This window comes from Pseudokordiimonas caeni (genome assembly GCF_026719705.1).
Lineage (GTDB): Bacteria > Pseudomonadota > Alphaproteobacteria > Sphingomonadales > Kordiimonadaceae > Gimibacter > Gimibacter caeni.
Map to the genome: position 1 here is coordinate 1,191,305 of NZ_JAPPRR010000001.1, position 23,218 is coordinate 1,214,522.

At 60.1% G+C, this 23,218-nt stretch carries 19 protein-coding genes; 11 read left to right on the plus strand and 8 right to left on the minus strand.

Annotated elements, in window-relative coordinates; all coding sequences use genetic code 11:
* The first annotated feature begins 1 nt into the window (after window position 1).
* Window positions 2-1,477, plus strand: a complete 1,476-nt coding sequence (gene trpE, locus OU694_RS05425; protein ID WP_308909964.1) for an anthranilate synthase component I — start codon at window positions 2-4, stop codon at window positions 1,475-1,477.
* Window positions 1,478-1,479: 2 nt separating this feature from the next.
* Here trpE and OU694_RS05430 read toward each other — a convergent pair whose 3' ends face one another.
* Window positions 1,480-2,598 carry a divergent polysaccharide deacetylase family protein gene (locus OU694_RS05430; RefSeq protein WP_308909965.1) on the minus strand — a complete coding sequence of 373 codons (1,119 nt, stop codon included), beginning with the start codon at window positions 2,596-2,598 and terminating at the stop codon, window positions 1,480-1,482.
* 194 nt (window positions 2,599-2,792) lie between these two features.
* Between OU694_RS05430 and OU694_RS05435 the strand changes: the two genes are divergently transcribed.
* The 5 genes from OU694_RS05435 to lexA all read left to right on the plus strand — a co-directional run bounded on the left by OU694_RS05435 (window position 2,793) and on the right by lexA (window position 6,463).
* Entirely contained in the window at window positions 2,793-3,377 is a 585-nt protein-coding gene (locus OU694_RS05435) for an anthranilate synthase component II (protein ID WP_308909966.1), read from the plus strand.
* Window positions 3,374-4,405, plus strand: coding sequence for an anthranilate phosphoribosyltransferase (trpD, locus tag OU694_RS05440; protein WP_308909967.1), 1,032 nt, complete (start codon window positions 3,374-3,376; stop codon window positions 4,403-4,405). Before OU694_RS05435 ends, trpD begins: the two co-directional genes overlap by 4 nt.
* Complete coding sequence (gene trpC / locus OU694_RS05445; RefSeq protein WP_308909968.1) at window positions 4,402-5,211, plus strand: indole-3-glycerol phosphate synthase TrpC; 810 nt, start codon at window positions 4,402-4,404, stop codon at window positions 5,209-5,211. Before trpD ends, trpC begins: the two co-directional genes overlap by 4 nt.
* The gene (gene moaC, locus OU694_RS05450; protein ID WP_308909969.1) at window positions 5,208-5,687 is read left to right on the plus strand and encodes a cyclic pyranopterin monophosphate synthase MoaC; all 480 of its coding nucleotides are present in this window, start codon (window positions 5,208-5,210) and stop codon (window positions 5,685-5,687) included. Before trpC ends, moaC begins: the two co-directional genes overlap by 4 nt.
* Window positions 5,688-5,776: 89 nt before the next feature.
* A complete protein-coding gene (lexA, locus tag OU694_RS05455; RefSeq protein WP_308909970.1) occupies window positions 5,777-6,463 on the plus strand; it encodes a transcriptional repressor LexA in 687 nt (228 codons plus the stop codon).
* A 15-nt stretch (window positions 6,464-6,478) separates the two neighbouring features.
* Here lexA and OU694_RS05460 read toward each other — a convergent pair whose 3' ends face one another.
* Window positions 6,479-8,578 carry a ComEC/Rec2 family competence protein gene (locus tag OU694_RS05460; RefSeq protein ID WP_308909971.1) on the minus strand — a complete coding sequence of 700 codons (2,100 nt, stop codon included), beginning with the start codon at window positions 8,576-8,578 and terminating at the stop codon, window positions 6,479-6,481.
* Between the two features lie 184 nt (window positions 8,579-8,762).
* Between OU694_RS05460 and gltX the strand changes: the two genes are divergently transcribed.
* Together gltX and OU694_RS05470 are read left to right on the plus strand one after the other, a co-directional pair.
* The gene (gltX, locus tag OU694_RS05465) at window positions 8,763-10,178 is read left to right on the plus strand and encodes a glutamate--tRNA ligase (protein WP_373460210.1); all 1,416 of its coding nucleotides are present in this window, start codon (window positions 8,763-8,765) and stop codon (window positions 10,176-10,178) included.
* Window positions 10,179-10,230: 52 nt separating this feature from the next.
* Window positions 10,231-11,517: a citrate synthase gene (locus tag OU694_RS05470; RefSeq protein ID WP_308909973.1), complete on the plus strand. Its 1,287-nt coding sequence runs from the start codon at window positions 10,231-10,233 to the stop codon at window positions 11,515-11,517.
* A 76-nt stretch (window positions 11,518-11,593) separates the two neighbouring features.
* On the opposite strand, the gene fabZ is transcribed toward OU694_RS05470, so the two are convergent.
* From fabZ to OU694_RS05490, 4 genes are all read right to left on the minus strand, one after another.
* Window positions 11,594-12,037 (minus strand): 3-hydroxyacyl-ACP dehydratase FabZ, encoded by a 444-nt coding sequence (gene fabZ, locus OU694_RS05475; protein ID WP_308909974.1) that lies wholly within the window; start codon window positions 12,035-12,037, stop codon window positions 11,594-11,596.
* A gap of 129 nt (window positions 12,038-12,166) precedes the next feature.
* Window positions 12,167-14,635 carry a TonB-dependent receptor gene (locus OU694_RS05480; RefSeq protein WP_308909975.1) on the minus strand — a complete coding sequence of 823 codons (2,469 nt, stop codon included), beginning with the start codon at window positions 14,633-14,635 and terminating at the stop codon, window positions 12,167-12,169.
* 114 nt (window positions 14,636-14,749) lie between these two features.
* Window positions 14,750-16,774 (minus strand): tetratricopeptide repeat-containing sulfotransferase family protein, encoded by a 2,025-nt coding sequence (locus OU694_RS05485; protein ID WP_308909976.1) that lies wholly within the window; start codon window positions 16,772-16,774, stop codon window positions 14,750-14,752.
* Window positions 16,775-16,868: 94 nt separating this feature from the next.
* Window positions 16,869-17,138 (minus strand): hypothetical protein, encoded by a 270-nt coding sequence (locus OU694_RS05490; protein WP_308909977.1) that lies wholly within the window; start codon window positions 17,136-17,138, stop codon window positions 16,869-16,871.
* 209 nt (window positions 17,139-17,347) lie between these two features.
* Here OU694_RS05490 and parE point away from each other — a divergent pair, with 209 nt between their 5' ends.
* Window positions 17,348-19,327, plus strand: coding sequence for a DNA topoisomerase IV subunit B (parE, locus tag OU694_RS05495; RefSeq protein WP_308909978.1), 1,980 nt, complete (start codon window positions 17,348-17,350; stop codon window positions 19,325-19,327).
* Window positions 19,328-19,354: 27 nt separating this feature from the next.
* Here the strand turns inward: parE and OU694_RS05500 are convergent, their stop codons facing one another.
* On the minus strand, window positions 19,355-20,047 hold the full coding sequence (locus OU694_RS05500) for a DUF8220 family protein (RefSeq protein ID WP_308909979.1): 693 nt from the start codon (window positions 20,045-20,047) through the stop codon (window positions 19,355-19,357).
* Window positions 20,048-20,072: 25 nt separating this feature from the next.
* Window positions 20,073-20,768 (minus strand): alpha/beta fold hydrolase, encoded by a 696-nt coding sequence (locus tag OU694_RS05505; RefSeq protein ID WP_308909980.1) that lies wholly within the window; start codon window positions 20,766-20,768, stop codon window positions 20,073-20,075.
* An 89-nt stretch (window positions 20,769-20,857) separates the two neighbouring features.
* Here OU694_RS05505 and OU694_RS05510 point away from each other — a divergent pair, with 89 nt between their 5' ends.
* On the plus strand, window positions 20,858-22,339 hold the full coding sequence (locus OU694_RS05510; RefSeq protein ID WP_308909981.1) for a DEAD/DEAH box helicase: 1,482 nt from the start codon (window positions 20,858-20,860) through the stop codon (window positions 22,337-22,339).
* 67 nt (window positions 22,340-22,406) lie between these two features.
* Window positions 22,407-23,195 carry an enoyl-CoA hydratase-related protein gene (locus tag OU694_RS05515; RefSeq protein ID WP_308909982.1) on the plus strand — a complete coding sequence of 263 codons (789 nt, stop codon included), beginning with the start codon at window positions 22,407-22,409 and terminating at the stop codon, window positions 23,193-23,195.
* Window positions 23,196-23,218: the final 23 nt, after the last annotated feature.

Here is a 23,218-nt window from a genome sequence, read left to right on the forward strand (position 1 = left end):
CATGAGCTTGGCCGACGGTCGGAATTCCATCCCTACGGTCGTCTACCGTTCTTTCGTGGCGGACCTCGACACGCCGGTTTCAGCCTATCTGAAACTGGCGGCGGGGGAACGCTACAGCTGCCTTCTTGAATCCGTTGAAGGTGGCGAAACGCGCGGGCGGTATTCGGTCATCGGCCTTCGGCCCGATCTCCTGTGGCGTGTGCGGGACGGTAAGGCCGAACTATGCACTGATGTCACGGCCGAACCGCAGGTTTATGCCCCTCTGCCCGATGCGCCGCTCCAGTCGCTCCGCCAGTTGCTCGCTGACAACCAGATTGACCTGCCTGCCGGTTTGCCACCGATGGCTGCCGGGATTGTCGGCTATATGGGCTATGACATGGTTCGCCAGATGGAGCCGCTGGGCCCCGGCAAGCCTGACAAGCTCGGTCTGCCGACGTCGCTTTTCATCCGACCTACGGTGATGGCGATATTCGACAGCGTGACGAACCTTATCACCATCGTGGTGCCGGTGCGCGACGCGAATGGCTTCAAGGCGGCGGACGCCCTTATAGACACTATGATGGATCGGCTGAACGCGCCTCTGCCGCTGCTTGCCTCGGCGAGTGTTGATGCAGGCGCGCTCGAAGCCGCTGTACCCGTGTCGAACACCAGCCCGGAACGCTACGAGGAAATGGTCAGGACGGCGCAGGATTATATTCTCGCCGGCGATATCTTCCAGGTCGTGCTTAGCCAGCGTTTCAGCCTGCCCTTCACCCTGCCGCCCTTCGCGCTTTACCGTGCCCTGCGCCGGACGAACCCTTCGCCTTTCATGTATCATCTGGCTTTTGACGATGTGTCCATCGTCGGGTCGAGCCCTGAAATCCTTGTGCGGTTGCGCGAAGGCGAAGTCACGATCCGCCCGATTGCCGGCACCCGCCGCCGGGGTGCGAATGCAGAGGAAGACGCTACCCTCATGGCCGACCTTCTGGCGGACCCGAAGGAACTTTCCGAGCATCTGATGCTTCTCGATCTCGGCCGCAACGACGTCGGCAGGGTTGCCAAGGCCGGCAGCGTCAAGGTGACGGCCCGGAATACGATCGAGCTCTACAGCCACGTCATGCATATCGTCTCGAACGTGGTTGGAGACCTTGACCCCGCCCACGATGCCATCGATGCGCTCTCTGCCGGTTTCCCGGCGGGTACGGTATCGGGTGCCCCCAAGGTGCGGGCGATGGAAATCATTGACGAATTGGAGACCGATGCGCGCGGGCCCTATGCCGGGGCCGTCGGCTATTACAGCGCTGGCGGCGATATGGATACTTGCATTGTCTTGCGCACCGCGATCCTCAAGGACGGCGTGATGCATGTGCAATCAGGCGCAGGTGTGGTGGCTGATTCCGTGCCGGCCAGCGAACAGCGCGAATGCGAGCAAAAAGCCGGTGCCCTGATCGCCGCTGCACGCGAAGCCATCCGTTTCGCCACGTCCAACCGCGGCTGACGCTATCTCGAAACGTTTGACGCTCGTGCCGCCTCTGCGCGGGCTGTTGTTTCTTCCTGCACAAGTTGGCTGAGCGGGACGAGCACAAGTCCGCGTGCGTCCAGCCCCTTGCGCCACTCGCGAAGGGTGCTGATGGTTTCGGGATACGGATGTCCGATGGCGATTGCCGATCCGTGGCTTCGTGCCCTTGCTTCGGCTTCTGCGAGCTGCCTGAGGATGGCGGCGCGGTCCCGCACGTTATCAAGGAAAACATCGCGGCGAGCATAAGGAACGCCGGCAAGCGCCGCCTCGCGCGCCCCCTGGCTTTTTGATGTGGTCAGGCTGTCGAGGAACAGCAGGCCCCGCGACTTCAGGGCCACCATCACCGCAGCCATGGCTTCCGGACGTGCGGTCAAGCCGCTGCCCATGTGATTGTTGATCCCGACAAAACCATCAAACCGGCTGAGGTTCCAGTCAAGGCGACGCTTGAATTCGTCCTTGGTCAGGCCGGAAAGGAGCGCATTGGGGCCGGGGTCATAGCCCGCAGCTGCAGGCTCCATCGGCAAATGCACCAGAAGCTCGTGCCCTGCCAGATGCGCCTTGCGGGTTTGCGCCGCCAGATTCTGGGCGTAGGGCAGGAAGGCAAGCGTGATAGGCCCCGGAATGGAGAGGAGGTCGTCCGTCGCATATTCCTGCAGGCCGAGGTCATCGATAACGATCGCAAGCTTTGGCGCATTCGTCACCACGCTTGCCATCGCATTGCGCCGCCAGGCCGGCACGCCCTTGACGGTTTGCGGCGGCTGCGCGGGAACTATCATGCCCGGCGCAGCAATATCATCGTCGCCAAGCGCCGCTGTTGAGGGGGGCGCAGGCTCGTTCGCCTCGAAAATTTCTTCCGGCGTCTGTCCAGCTGACTCTTCCACCGCCACAGCGATGGGTGGTGGCAGCGTGTCTTTCCGTTCGCTGATCACGCTGTATAGGCCGTAAACGATGGCAAGGATGACAAAGCCATAAAGCCCGCCGGCCATCCTGAGGCCGGAGCTGATCTTGCGGGGTTTCGGCTTGGGATGGCGACGTTTTCGGGCACGCCAGTCGGCTTTGCCCTCCTCTGCCGAGGCGTCATCGGCAAAGCTCAACTCCATCTGCGGGGCACTCTCAGGCTGTCGCTTCAAGATATTGTCGCTGCGGCGCGAACCCGTCACCGGCTGTAACTCCCTACCATTTGAACGGCCTTTTCTGTGACAAGCCCGCCTGAAGGATTGACAATCGCGGCGAATACCGCATTGTCCGATGCACGTTTGCCATCATCCCTCGGGACACTATCCCAGTTAAAGCCATGTATATCCTGATCGATAATTACGACAGCTTCACCTACAATTTGTACCACTATTTCGTCGAAAAAGGGGCAGAGGTCGCCGTTTACCGGAACGACCAAATTTCCGTGGCCGACGTTATGGCACAAAAACCGGAAGGCATCATTCTGTCGCCCGGCCCCTGCACGCCGAATGAAGCAGGGATTTGCCTCGATATGATCAAGGCGGTGACCGAAACACCGCTGCCGCTGTTTGGCGTGTGCCTTGGCCATCAGGCGATCGGTCAGGCCTTTGGCGGCACAGTCTGCCGCGCGCCCAAGGTGATGCACGGCAAGGTGAGCGAGATCACGCACAACGGCACCGGCCTCTTTGCCGGCCTGCCCTCACCTTATGCTGCCACACGGTATCATTCGCTGATCGTGGCGCGCGAAGACCTGCCGGAATGCCTTGAGGTGACATCCGAAACAGAAGACGGGCTCATCATGGGGCTCGCGCACAAAACACTGCCGATCCACGGCGTGCAGTTCCACCCGGAAAGCATCGCTTCCGAGCATGGTCATGCGCTCATCGCCAATTTCATGAAGATCGCATCGGAGTTCGGCAAGTGACCGATTTTCGGCAGCATCTCGCCCGGCTTGCCGATGGCAAGGCGCTGACGACCGCTGACGCGCGAGATGCGTTCGATACGATCATGTCGGGCGGGGCCGATCTGGCGCAGATGGCGGCTTTCGTGATGGCCATGCGCGTGCGCGGCGAAACGGCCGATGAAATCGTCGGCGGCGCAGAGGTCCTTCGCGCCAAGGCCGGTCGTATCGAGGCTCCGGAAGGCGCCATCGACACCTGCGGCACGGGCGGCGACGAGCTTGGTACCTACAATATCTCCACCGCTGCCGCGATTGTGACGGCAGCGGCCGGCGTGCCGGTCGCCAAGCATGGCAACCGTTCGGTCTCGTCAAAATCCGGTTCAGCGGATGTGCTGATCGCACTCGGCGCAAACCTTGAAATCCCCGAGTTCGCCAACGAACAGGCCTTGCGCGAATATGGCTTCGCCTTCCTGTTTGCGCCGAGCCACCACCGCGCCATGCGCCATGTGGCGCCGGTGCGCGGCTCGCTGAAGCTTCGGACGATTTTCAATCTGCTCGGCCCCCTCGCTAACCCGGCGGGCACCAAACGCCAGCTTCTGGGCGTGTTCGACGAACGCTGGCTGGAGCCTATGGCGGAGGTGCTGAAGCGCCTCGGCAGCGAGCATGTCTGGGTCGTGCACGGCGCCGACGGGCTGGATGAACTAACGACGACGGCTGAGACCCATGTGGTCGAGATGAAAGATGGCGTCACCCGCCGCTTCACCGTGACGCCAGAGGAAGTTGGCCTCAAGCGCGCCAGCATCCAGGATCTGAAAGGCGGTGACGCCGATGTGAATGCTGAGGCGATCCGCGCACTTCTGTCCGGGCAAAAATCCGCCTACCGTGATATTGTTCTGCTGAATACAGGCGCGGCCCTTACCGTGGGTGGCCGCACGGCCGCGCTGCAGGAAGGCGTGGATCTGGCGCGCGAGACCATCGACAGCGGCAAGGCCGCCCGCGCGCTTGCCGACTGGATTGCCTATACGAACCGCTGGAAAGACGACGAGAAATGACTGGCACCCGCGACATTCTGGCTGAAATCTGCGATGCAAAGCGCGAGCATGTGGCCCGCCGCAAGCAGCAGGTCGGCCTTGCCGAGCTTAGCGCCCGTGCACTGGCCGCTAGCGAGCCACGCGATTTCGCGCAGGCGCTTGTCGACCGCCGGAACGCAGGCGAATATGGCTTCATATGCGAGATCAAAAAGGCGAGCCCTTCGAAGGGCCTGATCCGCCCTGATTTCGACCCGCCTGCCCTTGCCCGTGCCTATGAGGCCGGCGGTGCGGCGTGCCTTTCTGTCCTGACCGACATCCCCTATTTCCAGGGAGATGACAGCTATCTCGTGGCTGCGCGTGCAGCCGTCTCGCTGCCATGCTTGCGCAAGGATTTTATGGTCGATCCCTATCAGGTGGTGGAAGCCCGCGCGCTTGGAGCCGATTGTATCCTGCTGATCATGGCGGCACTGGACGACGGGCTGGCCCATGAACTGGAATACGCGGCTTTTGACCTCGGTATGGACGTACTGATCGAAGTGCATGACCGGGCGGAGCTTGACCGCGCCCTCAAACTCGATAGCCTGCTGATCGGTATAAATAACCGTAATCTCAAGACGATGCAGGTCTCTCTTGATACAACGCTTGAGCTCGCGAAGCATGTGCCTGATGACTGTATCCTTGTGGCGGAATCTGGCCTGGCAACACCCGCTGACCTAGCGGCGTGCGAAGCTGCCGGTGCGGGCTGCTTCCTGATCGGCGAGACATTCATGCGTCAGGACGACGTGACCGCCGCCGTTCGTGCCCTGCAAAGGCCCGCAGCGGCATGAGCAAGCTAAGCCATCTGGATGATACTGGCGCCGCCCATATGGTGGATGTGGGTGCCAAGACAGTCACCGAGCGCCGCGCGCTTGCCGCTGCCACTGTCACCATGCGGCCTGCAACGCTGAAGCTCATCATGGAAGGCGGACTGCCCAAGGGTGACGTGATCGCCGCCGCGCGGATCGCCGGTATCATGGCTGCCAAGGAGACCAGCCGCCTGATCCCCTTGTGCCATCCCTTGGCCATCACCTCGGTAAAGCTCGATTTCACACCGCTTGATGACACCTGCATCGGTATTGAAGCGACGGTGAAAGTTTCGGGCCAAACAGGGGTCGAGATGGAAGCCTTGACGGCGGTGAGCGTTGCCGCCCTCACGCTTTACGACATGGCCAAGGCCGTCGATAAGGGCATGGTTATCGGCGATATCCGCCTCCTTGAAAAAGACGGTGGCAAAAGCGGCCCGTGGCGCGCCGAGACCTGCTGATCCCCTTACGCTCTTGACATTCAATCAAAAGGTGAACTAAAAGAGAACATATAAGCAACGCCGCTTATCATGTTTTCAAGGGGGATGATGTGCTGACATCCAAGCAACGCGAGCTTCTTCTGTTCATCGACCGGCGACTGAAGGCGGATGGTATCTCGCCTTCCTTCGACGAGATGAAGGATGCCCTTGGCCTGAAATCCAAGTCCGGTGTTCACCGTCTGATCGGTGCCCTTGAAGAACGCGGTTTTATCCGCCGCATGGCAAATCGCGCCCGCGCGCTCGAAGTCATGAAGCTGCCGGAAGGCACCAAGCCCGATACGGCACCTGCTGCCAGCACCAATGTCGTCTCCGCCGACTTCACGCCGCGCCGCGCCCCCGAGCAGGACGCAGGTACGGTCGAGATTCCGCTGCATGGCCGGATTGCGGCCGGCACACCCATCGAAGCGCTGGAACGTGGCGACGCCCATGTGGCAATTCCCGCCTCCATGCTCGGCCGCGGCGACTGTTATGCGCTCGAAATTTCCGGCGATTCCATGGTCGAGCTCGGCATCATGGACGGCGATACCGTGATCATCGAAAGCTGCAACACGGCCCGTGACGGCGAAGTTGTTGTCGCCCTTGTCGACCGAGAGGAAGCCACCCTCAAGACGCTGCGTCGCTCCGGCCGCCATATCAGCCTTATTCCCGCCAACCGCTCCTACGAACCCCAGATTTACGAATCCGATCGGGTTGAGGTTCAGGGTCGCCTCGTCGGGCTGATCCGGCATTATCACTGAGGCACGGTGAAACGATCAGGGGGCATGGACACTATCACGGTCTTCCTGTTCCCTGCTCCATTCCAACTGGGGCAATGATCCCGGCGCACCGTACCAGACGGCTACCGGACCGGATTCTTCAAGCTCCCGCGTCGTGACCATGATATCCGCGCCCCGACAATAGCGCCGCCAGCGATATTCAACGATGGCGATGGCGGCTTGCGGACAATCTTCCTCGACGGCCGACAGGTCACGGGGCACCGCCAGTGGCTTATCAAGCCCTATATCCCACAAGCACCCCGCAGCATCGCAGGCGCCGGGCAGCTTTTCCTGTGCAAGTCCCGGCCGCAGGCCCCATTGCCGCGCCCACGCCGCCGTGCGAAAGCTTTGCCTGCCGCTTGATGACTGCATCGTCTGCCGGGCCGCATCGAAGCGTGCGACAAGGCGCCCGCCGCTGTCGATCAGCAGGTCCGGGCGCCGCGCCTGATCGGTCAGCATCATCCCTGTGGCCACCATCAGGGCGGAAGCCACCCACACGCGCCGGTCACGGGCGACAACGAACAGCGCGAAGGCAAGGGTCAGGCAAAGATAGGCTTCTCCCGGCATCCAGCGGTACAGCACGGCGCCGGGCATCCCGGCGGCAGCCACCGCAAGCTCGATCAGGCTTTCAAGCCCCCAGCCGAGAAGCGGCGCGGTAAACGCCGGCAAGCCCAGGATCATCAGCAGCAGCGTGACGATGGCGAGCGGCATGATAAACCATGCCAGCACCGGTACGCCGATCAGGTTGGCAACGGCGCCAAGAAGCGTGAGGTGCTGAAAATGATAAAGCCCGACGGCGGCAATCGAGGCCTCCGCCACCAGCGTTGTTGCAAGGCTTGCCACGACGAAGCCGGCTATCCGGCCAGCGAAGCCTCTATCGTCGCCCCGCCATTCGCCGCTTGCCCGCCGCGCGGCGCGGTAACGGGTCCAAACCTCATAAGCGGCAACGAGCCCTGCTGTTGCGGCGAATGACATCTGGAAGCCTGCACTCGAAATAGCGGCCGGGTCGATGGCCACGATCACGAGTGCGGCGATGGCAAGACTGCGCAGCGATAGCGCCCGCCGGTTGGCGAGCACCGCCGTAAAGCCGATCATCACCATGATATAGGCCCGGATCGTCGGTATCCCCATGCCGGAAAGAATGAGATAGGCGGTCGCGACCAGCATGCCCATCACCGCCGCCACCTTTCGCGGCAAGATATGGTGGGCGAAGCCCGGGATCGCCACCGCAAGCAGTTCGAACAGCAGGAAGGCGCCGCCTGCGATAATCCCCATATGCAGGCCGGAAATAGCAAGCATATGGGCAAGGCCCGCGTCCCGCATGGCATCAAGCGTTGCCTGGTCGAGCCCACCACGGATCCCGACGAGAAGGGCGGCGGCCAGCGCCCCGGCCTGACCGGGCATCAGGGACTGCAGGTCTTGTGCGATCCGGCTGCGCCACCGCTCGACTTGCCGTGCCATGCCGCCACCATCAGCTTCTGTCACGCGGACAACGGGTGACACTGCAAAGCCTTCGCCCGTTACAGCCTGCGAGATGGCATGGCGGCGGAAGTCATACCCGCCCGGATAGACGGGCCCTTTGGGTGGGCTGACAATGGCCTCAAGCGTGACGATATCGCCGGGCACGAGATCAGCGGGTGCTTCCGTACGGACCATCAGGCGCAACCGGCCGGGCGGTCCCTCGCGGCGTTGAGCGTTAAAATCGCGCGGGGTTACGGTCAGGCGCAATCCTCGCTCTCCGCGCTGTTCGACCGCGCCAACTTCGCCCGTGAAAGCAATATAGGTTTCCGCTGGCCAGAAGGTGATGTCCCCAAGTTGCGGAACGCGCACAGTCGCCCACGCTAAGCCGAGCGCGAATGCAGCCACTGCATAAAGGGTGAGCTGCAGGCGGGCTGGCGCAAATCGGGCAAGGGCGAAGGTCGCAAGGCATAGTGTGCCGGACGCCAGCACCGGTATCCGGCCATTAGCGCCGAATCCGGCCCCGAACAACAGCGCGAAAGCAAGCACGGCAACGCGGCCGTCGCGCGCAAAGGTGACAGGCCGCAGGAGGCGTGCCTGCCAGCTGTTGCGCTTTCCCGATACCCGGCTGCCGTCCATATAGCCCCCGTTTGCCCGCCAGAAGTGTAATCACGCACCTGTGGATCAACAAGCCACGATGGCGCCGCACCTGTTTGTGTTGCGGAAAAACATATGCTACAAGCCATTAGGGCAAGCAGGTACTCCCCTTCTCTCTCCTGTTTTCGCCTCCCGTTCTGTATCAAGATCAAGGACTTCGCGTACGATGACGGCGTCTTCTTCAAAGAGGGTGGTGACCCGCTTTGCGCCCTCCCCAACCGGCTTTCTCCATATCGGCGGCGCCCGCACGGCGCTTTATAATTGGCTGTTCGCGCGCCATCATGGTGGCACGTTCCGCCTGAGGATCGAGGATACCGACCGGGCCCGCTCCACCGATGCCGCTATCGAGGCCATCCTCACCGGACTGAAGTGGCTGGAACTCGACTGGGACGGCGATGCTGTCAGCCAGTTTGCCTCTTCGCCCCGCCACCGCGAGGTCGCGGAGGAGCTGCTTGCACGCGGCCGGGCCTATCGCTGCTATGCAAGCGCCGAGGAAAATGCCGCCGCCCGCGAAGCAGCCCGCGCGAAGGGTGAAAATTTCCGGGGCGACCTGTGGCGCGACCGCGACCCTGCTGAGGCACCTGAAGGCGTTGCCCCGGTGATCCGCCTGAAGATGCCGCGTGACGGCGAAACCGTGATCAATGATCTTGTCCAGGGGCCTGTTACCGTCCAGCACAAGGAGCTGGACGACATGATCCTGCTGCGCTCGGATGGCACGCCGACCTATATGATGGCGGTGGTTGTGGACGATCATGACATGGGGATCACCCACGTGATCCGCGGCGACGATCACCTGAACAATGCTTTCCGCCAGTATCAGCTTTTCAAGGCGATGGACTGGGAAATCCCGGAATTCGCCCACATCCCGCTCATTCACGGGCCGGACGGTAAGAAGCTCTCGAAACGCCACGGTGCGCTTGGCGTTGAAGCCTATGAAGAAATGGGTTTCCTGCCCGAAGCCATGCGCAACTATCTCCTGCGCCTCGGCTGGAGCCATGGTGACGAGGAAATCATCCCGACCGACAAGGCGATTGAGTGGTTCAATCTGGAATCGGTCGGCCGGGGCCCTGCCCGTTTCGATTTCGACAAGCTGGACAGCCTCAACGCCCATTATATGCGCGCGAAGCCTGCGAATGCGCTTTACGGCCTTGTCAAAGGGTTGCTCGCTGCCCGTATCGGTCGTGCGCCTGCTGCCGACGAAGAAGCACGTATCCTGAAGGCCATGCCATCGCTTGCCGAACGGGCCAAGCGCCTGCCGGAACTCGCGGAATATGCGTCGCTTTTCTGTAACGGCGAACCGCAAAAGCCATCTGAGTCTGCCCTTGCCCAATTGACGGATGAGAACAAGGCGATGCTCGCTGAGCTTTCAAAAAGTCTCAAATCTGTTGAAAATTGGTCCCATGACCTGATCAAGGAAGCTGTCAGCGTTTTTGCAGTTGCGAAAGAGCTGAAACTTGGCAAGGTTATGCAGCCCGTTCGCGCTGCCGTCACCGGTGGTCTCCCGTCTGGTGATCTGGTTGACACATTGGAAATTCTTGGCCGGGAAGAAACTCTCGCCCGGCTTGAAAGATCGACGGCCTGACGCCCCCGGCGCCAGCAACCGAACGCCAAAATATAAGGAAGGAGTTGAAAACATGTCCAACGAACCGATGAAGCTGGCCGGCAACGGCGCTGCAGTGGATCTGCCCGTGCTGGAAGGAAGCACCGGTCCGAAAGTGATGGATGTTCGCAAGCTTTATGCGGAAACCGGCATGTTCACCTTCGACCCCGGCTTCACCTCGACCGCAAGCTGCGAATCCCGCATCACCTATATCGACGGCGATGAAGGCGAGCTCTGGTACCGCGGCTATCCGATCGAACAACTGGCTGAACAAAGCGATTTCATGGAAGTCTGCTATCTCCTGCTGTTCGGTGAGCTGCCGACCAAAGCCGAGAAAGCCAAGTTCGAGTGGGATATCACCCACCACACGATGATCCATGAGCAGCTGCACAAATTCTATTCGGGTTTCCGCCGCGACGCACACCCAATGGCGGTGATGGTCGGTGTGGTCGGCGCACTTGCCGCCTTCTATCATGACAGCACCGATATCAACGACCCGCACCAGCGCATGGTGGCGAGCTACCGCCTGATCGCTAAGATCCCGACGATCGCTGCCATGGCTTACAAATATTCGGTCGGCCAGCCGTTCGTTTATCCGCAGAACGATCTTTCGTATGCCGGCAACTTCCTGAAGATGATGTTCTCGGTCCCGGCCGAGGAATACAAGGTCAACCCGATCCTCGAAGAGGCAATGGACCTGATCTTCATTCTGCATGCCGATCACGAGCAGAATGCCTCGACCTCGACCGTGCGTCTTGCCGGTTCGTCGGGCGCGAACCCGTTCGCCTGTATCGCAGCCGGCATCGCTTGCCTCTGGGGCCCCGCGCATGGTGGCGCCAACGAAGCCTGCCTCAACATGCTGCAGGAAATCGGCACCGTTGACCGTATTCCGGAATTCATCGCCCGCGCCAAGGACAAGAACGATCCGTTCCGCCTGATGGGCTTCGGCCACCGCGTCTACAAGAACTTCGATCCGCGCGCGAAAGTGATGCGCGCCACCGCCCACAAGGTGCTGAAAGAGCTTGGCGTCAAAGACCCGCTCTTTGATGTGGCGATGGAGCTTGAAAAGATCGCGCTCGAAGACCCCTATTTCATCGACAAGAAGCTCTATCCGAACGTGGACTTCTATTCGGGCATCATCCTGAAGGCGATGGGTTTCCCGACCGAAATGTTCACCGTTCTCTTCGCGCTCGCCCGCACTTCGGGCTGGATCGCCCAGTGGAAAGAGATGATCGAAGACCCGACCCAGCGGATCGGCCGTCCTCGCCAGCTCTACACCGGCGCCACCAAACGCGACTATGTACCGGTCGATAAGCGCTAAGCGATAACGACAAAAAGAAAAGGCCCTGGAAACATTTCCGGGGCCTTTTTCATCTGATGGATGATCTTGGGTTCGCTCAGTTCGCGCCCATCATGGCGGTCAGGGTTGCTTCGCAAACCTTGGTGCCTTCGACATAGGCTTCGCCTTGGAATTTCCAGACAGCCCCGCCGCCGCGCAGGACCGTGATCTTCATTTCCAGCCGATCACCCGGTTCCACCGTCTTGCGGAATTTGGCGCCGTCGATCCCCATGAAAAAGACCGCCTTGCTGCCCTTGGCATCTTCGCCAAGGCTGTCAACGGCCAGCACGCCGGCAGTCTGTGCCATGGCCTCGAGGATCAGCACCCCTGGCATCACCGGCTTGTCCGGGAAGTGCCCCGGAAAGAAGGGCTCGTTGATCGTCACGCATTTGATGCCCGTGCAGCTTTCGCCCTTCACGATATCGACAACCTTGTCAACAAGGAGGAACGGATAACGGTGCGGGATCATTTCCTTGATTGCGGTGACATCATATTGCTGCATGGCTTTGCCTCATTCTTGAATTCGTTGACGCAGCCATAGGCCCAAGCGGCCGATATGGCAAGTCCCTGAAAATGAAAAGGGCGATGCCGAAGCACCGCCCCTTCCCTGTTATCGCGGGCATGGGCCCGATCAGAATTCCTGACCGAACTTGATGCCGAAGGTGCGCGGCTGGCTCGGCACGCTGTAGATGATGCCAGGTGCTCCGACTTCCGGGAAGCCGGTGCCGCAGATCGTCTCGCCGCAAGCTGCATAGCGACCGTTTTCGGTGCGCTCGTCGAAGGCATTATGGATGTAAGCTTCGATCGTCCAGCCATCCTTGCCCACGCCAAAGCTGAAATCAGCTTCGGTCGAGGCCGGCAGACGGCCCAGAATGCTGCGCTCCAGAAGACGGAGATCCGAATTGCGGCGATCCTGATGGCTCATGACCATCTGGCCGTAGGCGTTATAGTCACCGAACGTCCATTCGTAGCGTGCCGTCATGGCCGCCTTGAACTTGGGCGTGATCGGCAGGACGGTGCCGATTGGTGCCTCGGGGCTTGCGCACTCGGTTACCGGGTTGCCGTTATCATCTGTGAAACCGCAGAAGTTTTCGGTCAGCCGGGCATTGTTGTGCGCAATGCTGCCGGTCACGGTCAGGCCATCGGTCACGGCGACCGTCGCATCCATCTCGAAACCCTTGATGCGGGCTTGCGCCGCGTTGGTGATTTCGGTCAGGCCGTTGGCGCCAAGGAGCGAATACTGAACGTCCGTCCAATCCTGCTGATAGATGGCGCCGTTGAAACGAACACGACCATCGAACAGCGTGGTTTTCCAGCCCAGCTCATAGTTGGTCAGGAAATCCGGGATATAGGGCGGCAGCGTACCACGACGGTTGTGGCCGCCCGGACGGAAGCCCCGCGAGATCGTGCCATAAACCATGATGTCGTCGGTGACATGATAGTTCATGTTGATCTTGTAGGTGTTGCCTGTTTTCTTGGCGGAACGCGGCACGACATCGCCGGTCGCTGCATATACCGCGTCGTCATAGAGGTTGGTACAGGGGCTGTTTTCCACGACAGCCGGGCCGTCGATACCGCCGGCACAGGCAGCAACGCCCGTGCGGCTTGACCAGCCGTCGCTGTAGCCGAAGAAGCCGACAAGCGTGTTGTCATACTTGAAGACGCGCAGGCCGCCGGTCACCGAGAATTTCTCGGTAATGTCCCAGGTCAGCTCGCCGAACACGGCATAGTCGCGGTCAACGCGGCTCTGCTTGGTAAGCCAGATCGTATTATCCCAGTTCGGAACCGTGATCGCATCGGCAATATCCCAGATCATGTAGCGCTGCTGGATATTGTGGCTCTGGCGCTGATAGAAGAAGCCGCCTACGAAGCGGACGTCATTTTCAGCGGGCGAGGCCAGCCGGAGTTCCTGGCTGATCTTCGAGAAGCGGTCGCGGCTGCGGAAGAACTGCGACGGGTTCACATAATCGCCGGCATTATCGTAGAAATAGGTGCCGCCGCCGCCGCCCGCGACATAATAGGCGTCATAGAAATAAGCATAGTCGGCATAGTCGGTTTCACCGTCGATCGCACGGCGCAGGTACGAGCCCGAATAGGTGAGGTCCCAGTTGCCAACCTTGCCCTCAAGCGTGAGGGCTGCCTGTACCCATTTGTCCTTCTGCACTTCAGGATGGTAGTGAGCTACCTTCAGGTCGCCGAAAGCCGGGTCCACGGCGAAGGAGCCGTTGGATTTCTGGTACTGGCCCATCAGCTGCGGCGTGAGGGTCCAGTTTTCGTCCAAGTCGATACGCAGGCCAAGACGGCCGCCGTAGGTCGACACATTGTTGTAATTGTCTTCGGCAAATTCAGCATTGTCGTCCGCGAACTGGCTGCGGCCGACATACTGGCGCACGTTATGGACGTTATCGATATAGCCGGCGTCTTCCTTCACCCAGCCGACAAGGCGGATGGCTGCCTTGTCTGACAGCGGCTTGTTGACATAGCCTTCGCCGACATAGCCCATGCCGCCGTGCTCAACCTGATTGACCTCAAGGTCATAGGCTGCCGAGAACTCGTTGACGTCGGGCTTGTTGGTGATGATACGGACCGTACCGGCCTGCGAGCTGGCACCATAGAGCGTGCCCTGCGGGCCCGACAGTGCCTCGACACGCTCGATGTCATAGACATGCACATCAAGGGCGCCCTGGATTGTCGTGATCGGCTGTTCATCAAGATAGATCCCGACGCTCGGCAGCGAACCCGAGTGGTTGCCGTCACCGCCTGATGCCACACCGCGCATATAGACCTGGCTGAAGCCCGGGCCTGCTGTCGCGTAGGACAGGTTCGGCAGCATCTTGGCGTAATCGTAGAAGTCGGTGACCTGAAGCTGTTCAAGCTTTTCGTTGCCGAACGCCTGGATGGCGAGCGCCACGTCCTGCATGTTTTCAGAACGCTTCTGCGAGGTCACCACGATTTCTTCGAGAACAAGTTCGCTCGACTCGGCACCGGCCGATTGCGCCAGGGCGGGACTTCCAGCCGCCAGTACGGTCGTCGCCAGCAGCAGCGACCGCGTAGCATTGCGCGCAAAACCGGTACGTTGCGCACCTAGATCCGTTATCATTCGTTATCTCCCTGTAGGCCATTATTTTCGGCTTATTACTGCCTTATTAGGCTACCTTTTCTTTTATTGCCCTACAAGCAACGAATTAGGAAATTTTCGTGCGTTATCCGCACTTTAAACGAAGGGAGAAGCGGGATAGGACGAAAGTACAGGGCCCAGCGCCTCGCGTAGCGGCCCGAGCCAGGGATCGTAGTTTTTCCAATGCTCTACGGCATCCTTGAAAATCGGTTTCCGCACCTGTTCGGAGCTTGCGGTGCGCACCGCGCGGTCGGTTTCCCAGTATCGCAGGCACGATTCTTCGAAAGGAAGCCCGCAGTAATCAAGGAGTGCGCGGATTTCTGTCTCGGTATCCTCGACCATCCGCTCATAGATCACGCGGTGCACGCGGCCCGGCAAAGCCCGGTCGATATGCGACATCAGGTCGACATAGTCATGATAGTAACGGCCGATCTCAGTGAGGCCGTAAGTGAAGGCCTGCCCGCGGGCGAAATGCTGTTTGAAGCCCGAGAAGCAGCAGCCCATAGGATGGCGGCGCGCATCGATGATCTTGGCGTTCGGCAGGATCAGGTGGATAAGCCCGGCATGCAGCCAGTTGTTGGGCATCTTGTCGATAAAGAAAGGTGTGCCTTCCTTGCGCTGGATACGGGTACGATCAAGATATTCTTCACCCAGCGCCTTCAGCTGATCGGCCGGCAGATCGGCAATCGAGCCCGGATACAGCCCGGTGCCCTTGCGGCCATCCTTGAAGCCCAGTTCCTTGGCAATCGCGATAATGTCCGGCAGTTCCATCGTGCCTTCGACCATCGAATGGCTGGACAGAATCTGCTCCACAAGCGTCGAGCCCGCCCGCGGCAGCCCCACCACAAAGATCGGGTCCGCAGCTGGCGACCCCTGCCCTTGCCGCGTAGCGAAAAAGTCTGCGGTCAGCAGTTCCTTGCTGCGAGCCACCAGTCCTGACGTGATCTCGGCGCTATACTGAAGTTCCTCACGGCGCTCTGTGTTGCCGACCTCATAGTGAGCGAACGACTGACTATAGTCCTTGCGGTCCTCATAAGCCTTGCCGAGTGCGAAATGCAGGTGGAACCTGTCTTCCTTCGAAATATCCTCGCGCGCCACCTCGCGTTCCATGATGGCCAGTTGCTCATCGGAAAAGCGGAAGGTCTTGAGGTTGGCGAGGCTCCACCAGACTTCGCCAAGCTCCGGCGCGATAGCCACCGCCTTTTCATAAGCTGCAATGCCTTCATCCTGACGCCCGACCGTTTTCAGGGCATGGCCGTAGCTCATCCAGCTTTGCGGATGGCCGTCGAAAACCTTCAGTATGCGTTCATAGGCTTGGATCGCTTCCTCGTACCTGCCGAGGCGCGACAGGCAGGCTGCGCGCAGCAGCCGGTAGTTCGGATTGTTGCCGTCCTTGCCGATCAGGAAATCGAGATGCTCAAGCGCTTCCGGCAAGCGCCCGTTCCGGTTCAGCATCAGGGCCAGATTGTGCCGCGCGGCATCAAAGCCCGGCGCCAGTTCAATGCAATCCTCCAGCAGCAACACGGCATCGTCATACTGACCAAGCCGACCGCCGGTTTCCGCCAGCATGCGCATGGCCGCTACGTCGCTCGGGAACTGTTTCAGGTGGCTGCGCAGAAGATGCTCGGCTTCAGGCAGGCGGTTTTCGACCAGCGCGGTTGCCGCCGCCATCAGGTTCGGGTCATTTGTCGAGGTCGCAATATGGCGTGCGAAGGCCGCGTCGGCCTCCTCGATTTTTCCGAGCACTGTCAGCATATCGCCCAGCGCCAGCCATGCCTGCGTATAGCCTGGTGCCACGTCCACGGCCCTGCGAATCTTCCTGACCGCTTCCTCCAAATCGCCTGAGCGTGCATGGAACTGGCCAAGCTCATACCAGGCACCGGCATAGTCCGGCAGGCGCTTCAAAAGAGCTTCGAACTGAGCTTGCGCTTCCTCGCGGCGGCCTTGCCGTGCCACGGCCATCGCCTTCAGGAGAGCCGCTTCCGGGCTATCGGGGACAACCCGCAGGATTTCGGTTGCTTGTTCTTCGGCAAGCGCCGGATTCTGTGCCAGCAGGCGCGATGTATGGGCAATCGCGGTGGCGAGGGAACCGGTGGGTTCGGCGCTTTCGGGTGACGTCACAGGTGATGGTCCTTGGAAATGATCGAAACGGTACGAACATCCAAGGTGACGGGCCGGCGCCCCAAAATCAAGCGGCTGTGATCACACGCCGCTGTCAATGGCGCGGCATTGGCAGAAAATCGATTCCATCGGCAAGGGCGCCCACCGAAACCGTCTTTTCAAGGTCGGGATATGATTCATGGCGTAGGTTCACGAGCGGATACCGGCTGGATTCGACGTTTGAAATGCGGCTTACCACCCACACGCTCGAAAGGCGCTCGCGCAGGCAGAAACGGTCGCCGACGGCAACATTTTCAGTGTCTGTTTCCGTATCTTCGCCGGACATCCAGCGACGCATGGAAGAGAAGGCAGTGAGGGAGGCCATGTAGCACCTGTCGCTTTCATTTGTCGGGTGACGCTAGCGTCCTATCCCTTAATTTTGTCTTTAGGGAAAGGGCAGATTCGTCACCAATTCACGCAACTACATACAACCACTGCTAATTATACCCGTCAGTGCTACTATATTTTGATGCAGCTTGACGGGCGCGCCCCGCTATAATAACCCGGAATGCCCCGCCCTCAAAAGGAAAGCCGATGACCGACCTGTTCGAAGTTTCGCAGACCAAGACCGATTATTCTGCGAAGGACATCGAAGTCCTTGAAGGCCTTGAGCCTGTCCGCATGCGGCCGGGCATGTATATCGGCGGAACGGACGAACGCGCACTGCACCATCTGGTTGCCGAAGTGCTCGATAACTCAATGGATGAGGCAGTGGCGGGCCACGCCACGCGAATCACCCTGACCCTGAATGAAGATGGTTCGGTGAGCATCGGAGACAACGGGCGGGGCATCCCCGTGGACCCGCACCCGAAGTATCCGGGCAAGTCCGCGCTTGAGGTGATCCTTACCATGCTGCATTCGGGCGGCAAGTTTTCGTCCGATGCCTATGCCACGTCGGGCGGCCTGCACGGCGTGGGCATTTCGGTGGTGAACGCGCTTTCCGAATTCGTGAATATCGAGGTTGCCCTCGACCGCACGCTTTACCGCCAGACCTTCTCGCGCGGCCTGCCGACTTCGGGACTGGAAAATCTTGGCGCTGTGCAAAATCGCCGCGGCACCATCGTCAGCTTCAAGCCGGACGAGCAGATTTTTGGCAAGGGTGCTGCTTTCAAGCCGGCTCGCCTGTTCAAGATGGCGCGGTCGAAAGCCTATCTTTTCCGCGGCGTTGAAATCCGCTGGAAATGTGCTGAAAGCCTGATCCCGTCAGACGACCAGACCCCGGCGGAAGCAACACTGCATTTCCCCGGCGGCCTTTCGGATTACCTGACAGAAACGGTCGCCAAGCGTTCCACCGTCACGCCCGAGCCCTTCGCGGGCTTTGTGAAATTTCCAGACGCGCAGGGTCAGGTCGAGTGGGCGCTGCACTGGCCGGAGTTCGGCGACGGCTTCTTCTCCAGCTATTGCAACACGATCCCGACCCCGCAAGGCGGTACCCACGAAAGCGGCCTCAAAGCCGCCCTCGTGAAAGGCTTGAAGGCCTACGGGGATCTTACCGGCAACGGCAAGAAAACGGCCCAACTGACCGCTGAAGATGTGTGGGGATCTGCCTGCGCGCTTCTTTCCGTCTTCATCCGCGACCCGCAGTTCCAGGGACAGACGAAGGACAAACTGACGACGAGTGACGCCCAGCGGCTGACCGAAAACGCGATCCGTGACGCTTTCGACCATTGGCTCGCCGACCATCCGGAGCGTGCGAGTGGCCTTCTGACCTGGGCGTTCGAGCGGATGGAGGAACGCCTCCGCCGTCGGCAGGAGAAGGAAATCCAGCGCAAGACCGCCGTTTCCAAGCGTAAGCTGCGCCTGCCCGGCAAGCTTACCGATTGTTCAAGCGACAGCCCGGACGGCACTGAAATCTATATCGTGGAAGGCGATTCCGCAGGCGGCTCGGCCAAACAGGCGCGCGACCGCAAGACGCAGGCGATCCTGCCCATTCGCGGCAAGATCCTGAATGTGGCGTCTGCAACCCGCGACAAGATCGCAGCAAACCAGGAAATCCGCGATCTGATCCAGGCGCTTGGCTGCGGCACCGGTGGCAATTACGACCGGGCTGCCCTGCGCTATGAAAAAATCATCATCATGACTGACGCCGACGTGGACGGCGCCCATATCGCAACGCTCCTGATGACCTTCTTCTTCCAGGAAATGCCGCAACTGGTGCGCGACGGCCGGCTTTATCTGGCCATGCCACCCCTTTATCGCCTCGCGCGCGGCGGCAAGGTCTTCTACGCCCGCGACGACGCCCACAAGGATCATCTGATGGCCACCGAATTTGCCGGCAAGGGCAAGGTCGATATCAGCCGCTTCAAGGGCTTGGGCGAGATGCCGCCGGCGCAGCTGAAGGAAACCACCATGGCGCCGGAAAAACGCACCCTCCTGCGCGTCACCCTGCCCCACGACTATGCCGAACGCGCCGTCGTGAACGAGCTGGTGGACGACCTGATGGGCAAGAAGCCTGAAAAGCGCTTCGAATTCATCCGCGACAATGCAACCAGCATCGAAGAGCTGGATATCTGATCACGCCCATTTAGGCTAAACAGAGCTTCAACCACCTACTTTGCGGCTCATCTCCGAGAAACTGGGATTTTCGCGCCCATCCAGATCGGACATTGTCCGGTTGGGGTATAAGCCGGCTTTTTCTGGGAAGTGGTAGAAAATAAGGCCATCCACACCCTCTACAGATTCCCTGCAAACGGGGTGGCGCCACGCATTCCCTAAACATTCGTCGACGTGCTGTAATTGTTCGTCCTGCTCTTCAATTCCTTCCCAATCACTTGCAATGACGACGTTTCGGTTGCTGCCAAAAACTGCCCCAAAGTCAGTTGCGGGCATTGCGAATATGTCAAATCCAACTCCGCCTTCATCGATGCACATGAAGTTCAGCATTTTGTGACCGTTTGGATCTTTGTGCGAGCCGGGCTGCGCCGCATTTCTATATGGTCTGCCGAAGGGTTCCAGATCGCAATTCCTGAGTGTGGGGAACGACGCAATCGCCTCTTCCATACCAACCAGCAAGACTCCCTGAATTCCTGTGACATGCCTTCGGGAGATGCAGTTCGCGTTGAACTCAGCTTCCAGTTCTTCACATCGAACAGCCCCCAACTTGGAGACAAGCCTTTCCCAAAACTGGATGTTTTGGCCTTCTCGGTCAAAAATCTCGGCAAAAATGCTGTTGGGGATTTGGTATATTTTGTAAGGGCATAGGTAATGCCATGAAGCTACAAGTATATTCTTCATTCTAACTGCTTTCCCAGTTTCCCCGCTACCGCACCAGCCACGTCCGCATCGCGTCGATAACGGCGTCCGGCCTTTCCAGCGTTGCCATGTGGCCGCAGTGCGTGAGGCAGTGATAGTCGGCGTTTGGCAGGTTCCTTGCCATTTCGGCATGCACGGCAGGCGGTGACAGGGCATCTTCGATCCCGCATAGCACGAGCGATGGCTGATGATAGTCCTTCAGCCGGGCAGCCGCATCGGCTCGCGCCATGATGGCGCCCTGCTGCTTCAGGAAGATATCGACGCCCATATCATGGGCCATGGCACGGAGCACGTCGCCGCAACCGGGCCTTGCGACGGTCTTTGGGGAAAAGACACTGCTGACGAAGGTTTCGATCACGTTTTCGAAATACCCCTGCTCGGCAAGCCGCATCGCCTGCAGCCGCTTTTCGGTCGCTGCCGGCAAGTCGGCGTGAGCATTCGTGTCCATCAGGGCAAAGTGGGTGATCCGGTCCGCCGCCTGCCGGAGGGCATCGAGCACCACATAGCCGCCCATTGAAAGCCCGACAATCGCGAAATCTCCTTTGATTTCAGCAAGAAGGCGGCTGACCATGGTCTCGATTGTCTCGTCCTCGCGGGTCTCGGCCACATGGATATCATAGTCCTGCGAAAGTGCCCCGATCTGGGGCAGAAACAGGCGCCTGTCACACAATAGACCCGGTACGAGCACCAATTGTTTCAGCATGCCTGTATCTCCTGCCCTCTATGATTGACTTTGGCCTTTATATCCCTATGCTGCCCGCAATTCCTTGACCAAGCAACCGACGGACACACATGGGTTTTGATCTTCTGGGACTGAGCGAACCAACACTGACGGCAGTCACCGACGCCGGCTACAGTGAGCCCACGCCTATCCAGGCCCAGGCCATTCCACAGGTTCTGATGGGCCGCGACGTGCTGGGCATTGCCCAGACGGGTACCGGTAAAACGGCTTCCTTCACGCTGCCGATGATCGACATTCTGGCCCATGGTCGGGCCCGCGCTCGCATGCCCCGTTCGCTGATCCTTGAGCCGACCCGTGAACTGGCAGCCCAGGTTGCCGAAAATTTCGAGAAATACGGCAAAAATCACAAGCTTTCGATGGCGCTCCTGATTGGCGGTGTGAACTTTGCCGATCAGGAAAAGGCGCTTGACCGTGGCGTCGACGTGTTGATCGCCACACCTGGTCGCCTGCTTGACCATTTCGAGCGCGGCAAGCTGCTGCTTACCGGCATTGAAATCCTGGTGGTGGACGAAGCCGACCGCATGCTCGACATGGGCTTCATCCCGGATGTGGAAAAGATCTGCGAACGCATCCCGCGCCAGCACCAGACGCTTTTCTTCTCGGCCACCATGCCGCCGGTGATCCAGCGCCTGACAAAGCAGTTCCTGAACGACCCCAAGAAGATCGAGGTCTCGCGTCCGTCGTCGTCCAGCACCAATATCAGCCAGCACCTGATCGAAGTGCCGATGGTGAAACAGAAGCGCCGCGTGCTGCGCGCGCTTCTGCGTACCGAAGACGTCAAGAACGGCATCATCTTCTGCAACCGCAAGACTTCGGTGAAGGAAACCTACGAGAGCCTGAAACGCCACGGCTTCAGCGTTGGCCAGCTTCATGGCGATATGGCCCAAAGCGAGCGGCTCGAGATCCTTCGCCAGTTCAAGGAAAACGAGATCAAGCTTCTGTGCGCCTCCGATGTGGCGGCGCGCGGTCTTGATATCGCCGATGTAAGCCACGTCTTCAATCTGGACGTGCCGAGCCACGCGGAAGATTATGTCCACCGGATCGGCCGCACCGGCCGCGCCGGGCGCACCGGTTCGGCCTTCACGATCGCGGCGAAAACCCGTGACGACGACAAATATGTGTCGGCCATCGAAAAGATGACCGGCCTTGCGCTGCCGCGCACCGATGTGCCGGACGACAAGGCTGATGACGAGCCCCTGCCCGGCAAGTCCCGTGCTCGCAGCGAAAAGCCGGAAGCCGCGGATGCCCCGTCGGAAGAAAAGCCGCGTGCGTCCCGCAGCCGCCGTCCCCGCAAGGATGAGGCACCAGCGGAGAAGGCTGCAGCACCGAAGGCAGAAACCAAAGCTGAACCGAAGGCCGAGCCGCAGCCCCGGCCTCAGCCTCAGCCTGAGAAACGGGCTGAGAAGAAGGTCGACAAGCCCGCACCGCGCGGTCGTCGCCGTCGTGACGACGATGACGATTTCGAGCCGGTCGTCGGGATGGGCGATCATATGCCCGCTTTCCTCATGACCCCGGTCAAGCTCAGCAAATAAGCCTTCCTATTGCCGTCGCATTTTCTGACCCTTAGAGTGTGAAAAATCACTCGGGGGAGGAAAGCCGATGTCGGATAAATATGAAGCGATCACGCTGACGATCGAGGACGGTCTTGCCGTTCTCACGCTCAATCAGCCGGACCGGCTGAATGCACTTTCAAAAGCTATCAAATCGGAAGTCACCCATGCGTTGCGGACGCTGGGCCGTCCCGGTGGGCGGGCCCGCGCGCTCCTTATCACCGGGTCGGGCCGCGGTTTCTGCTCCGGTGCCAATCTGGCCGAAGGCATGGGTGGCGACGCGGACTCGGGCGCGAACCTGATGGATACCTACCATCCGATGCTGCTGGAGCTTGCGGCGCTGCCGATCCCGGTGATTTCGGCCGTCAATGGTGTGGCAGCAGGGGCCGGCATGAGCCTTGCGCTTTCCGCCGACATCGTGCTTGCCTCGCGGTCTGCCTATTTCCTTCTGGCTTTCGTCAATATCGGGCTGGTGCCGGACGCAGGCGTGACCTTTCTTCTGCCACGATTGATCGGTAAGGCACGGGCAACGGCCCAGATGATGCTGGGTGAGAAGATATCGGCCGAGACCGCGAAGGACTGGGGCATGATCTATGATGTCGTCGAGGACGACGACCTGATGCCCACCGCCCTCGCCCTTGGCAAACGGCTGGCAAATGGCCCCACGAAGGCCTTGTCCGGCATCCGCCAGTTGATGGCCGCAAGCCTCAACGGCACCTATGTGGAACAGCTGCAGCGCGAGGCGGAAACCCAGCGCCAGTGCAGCCGGACCGCCGATTTCATTGAAGGCGTTTCAGCTTTCATGCAGAAGCGGCCGACCAAGTTTGAGGGGCGCTGACCAGCCGGTGCAGTTAGCACTGG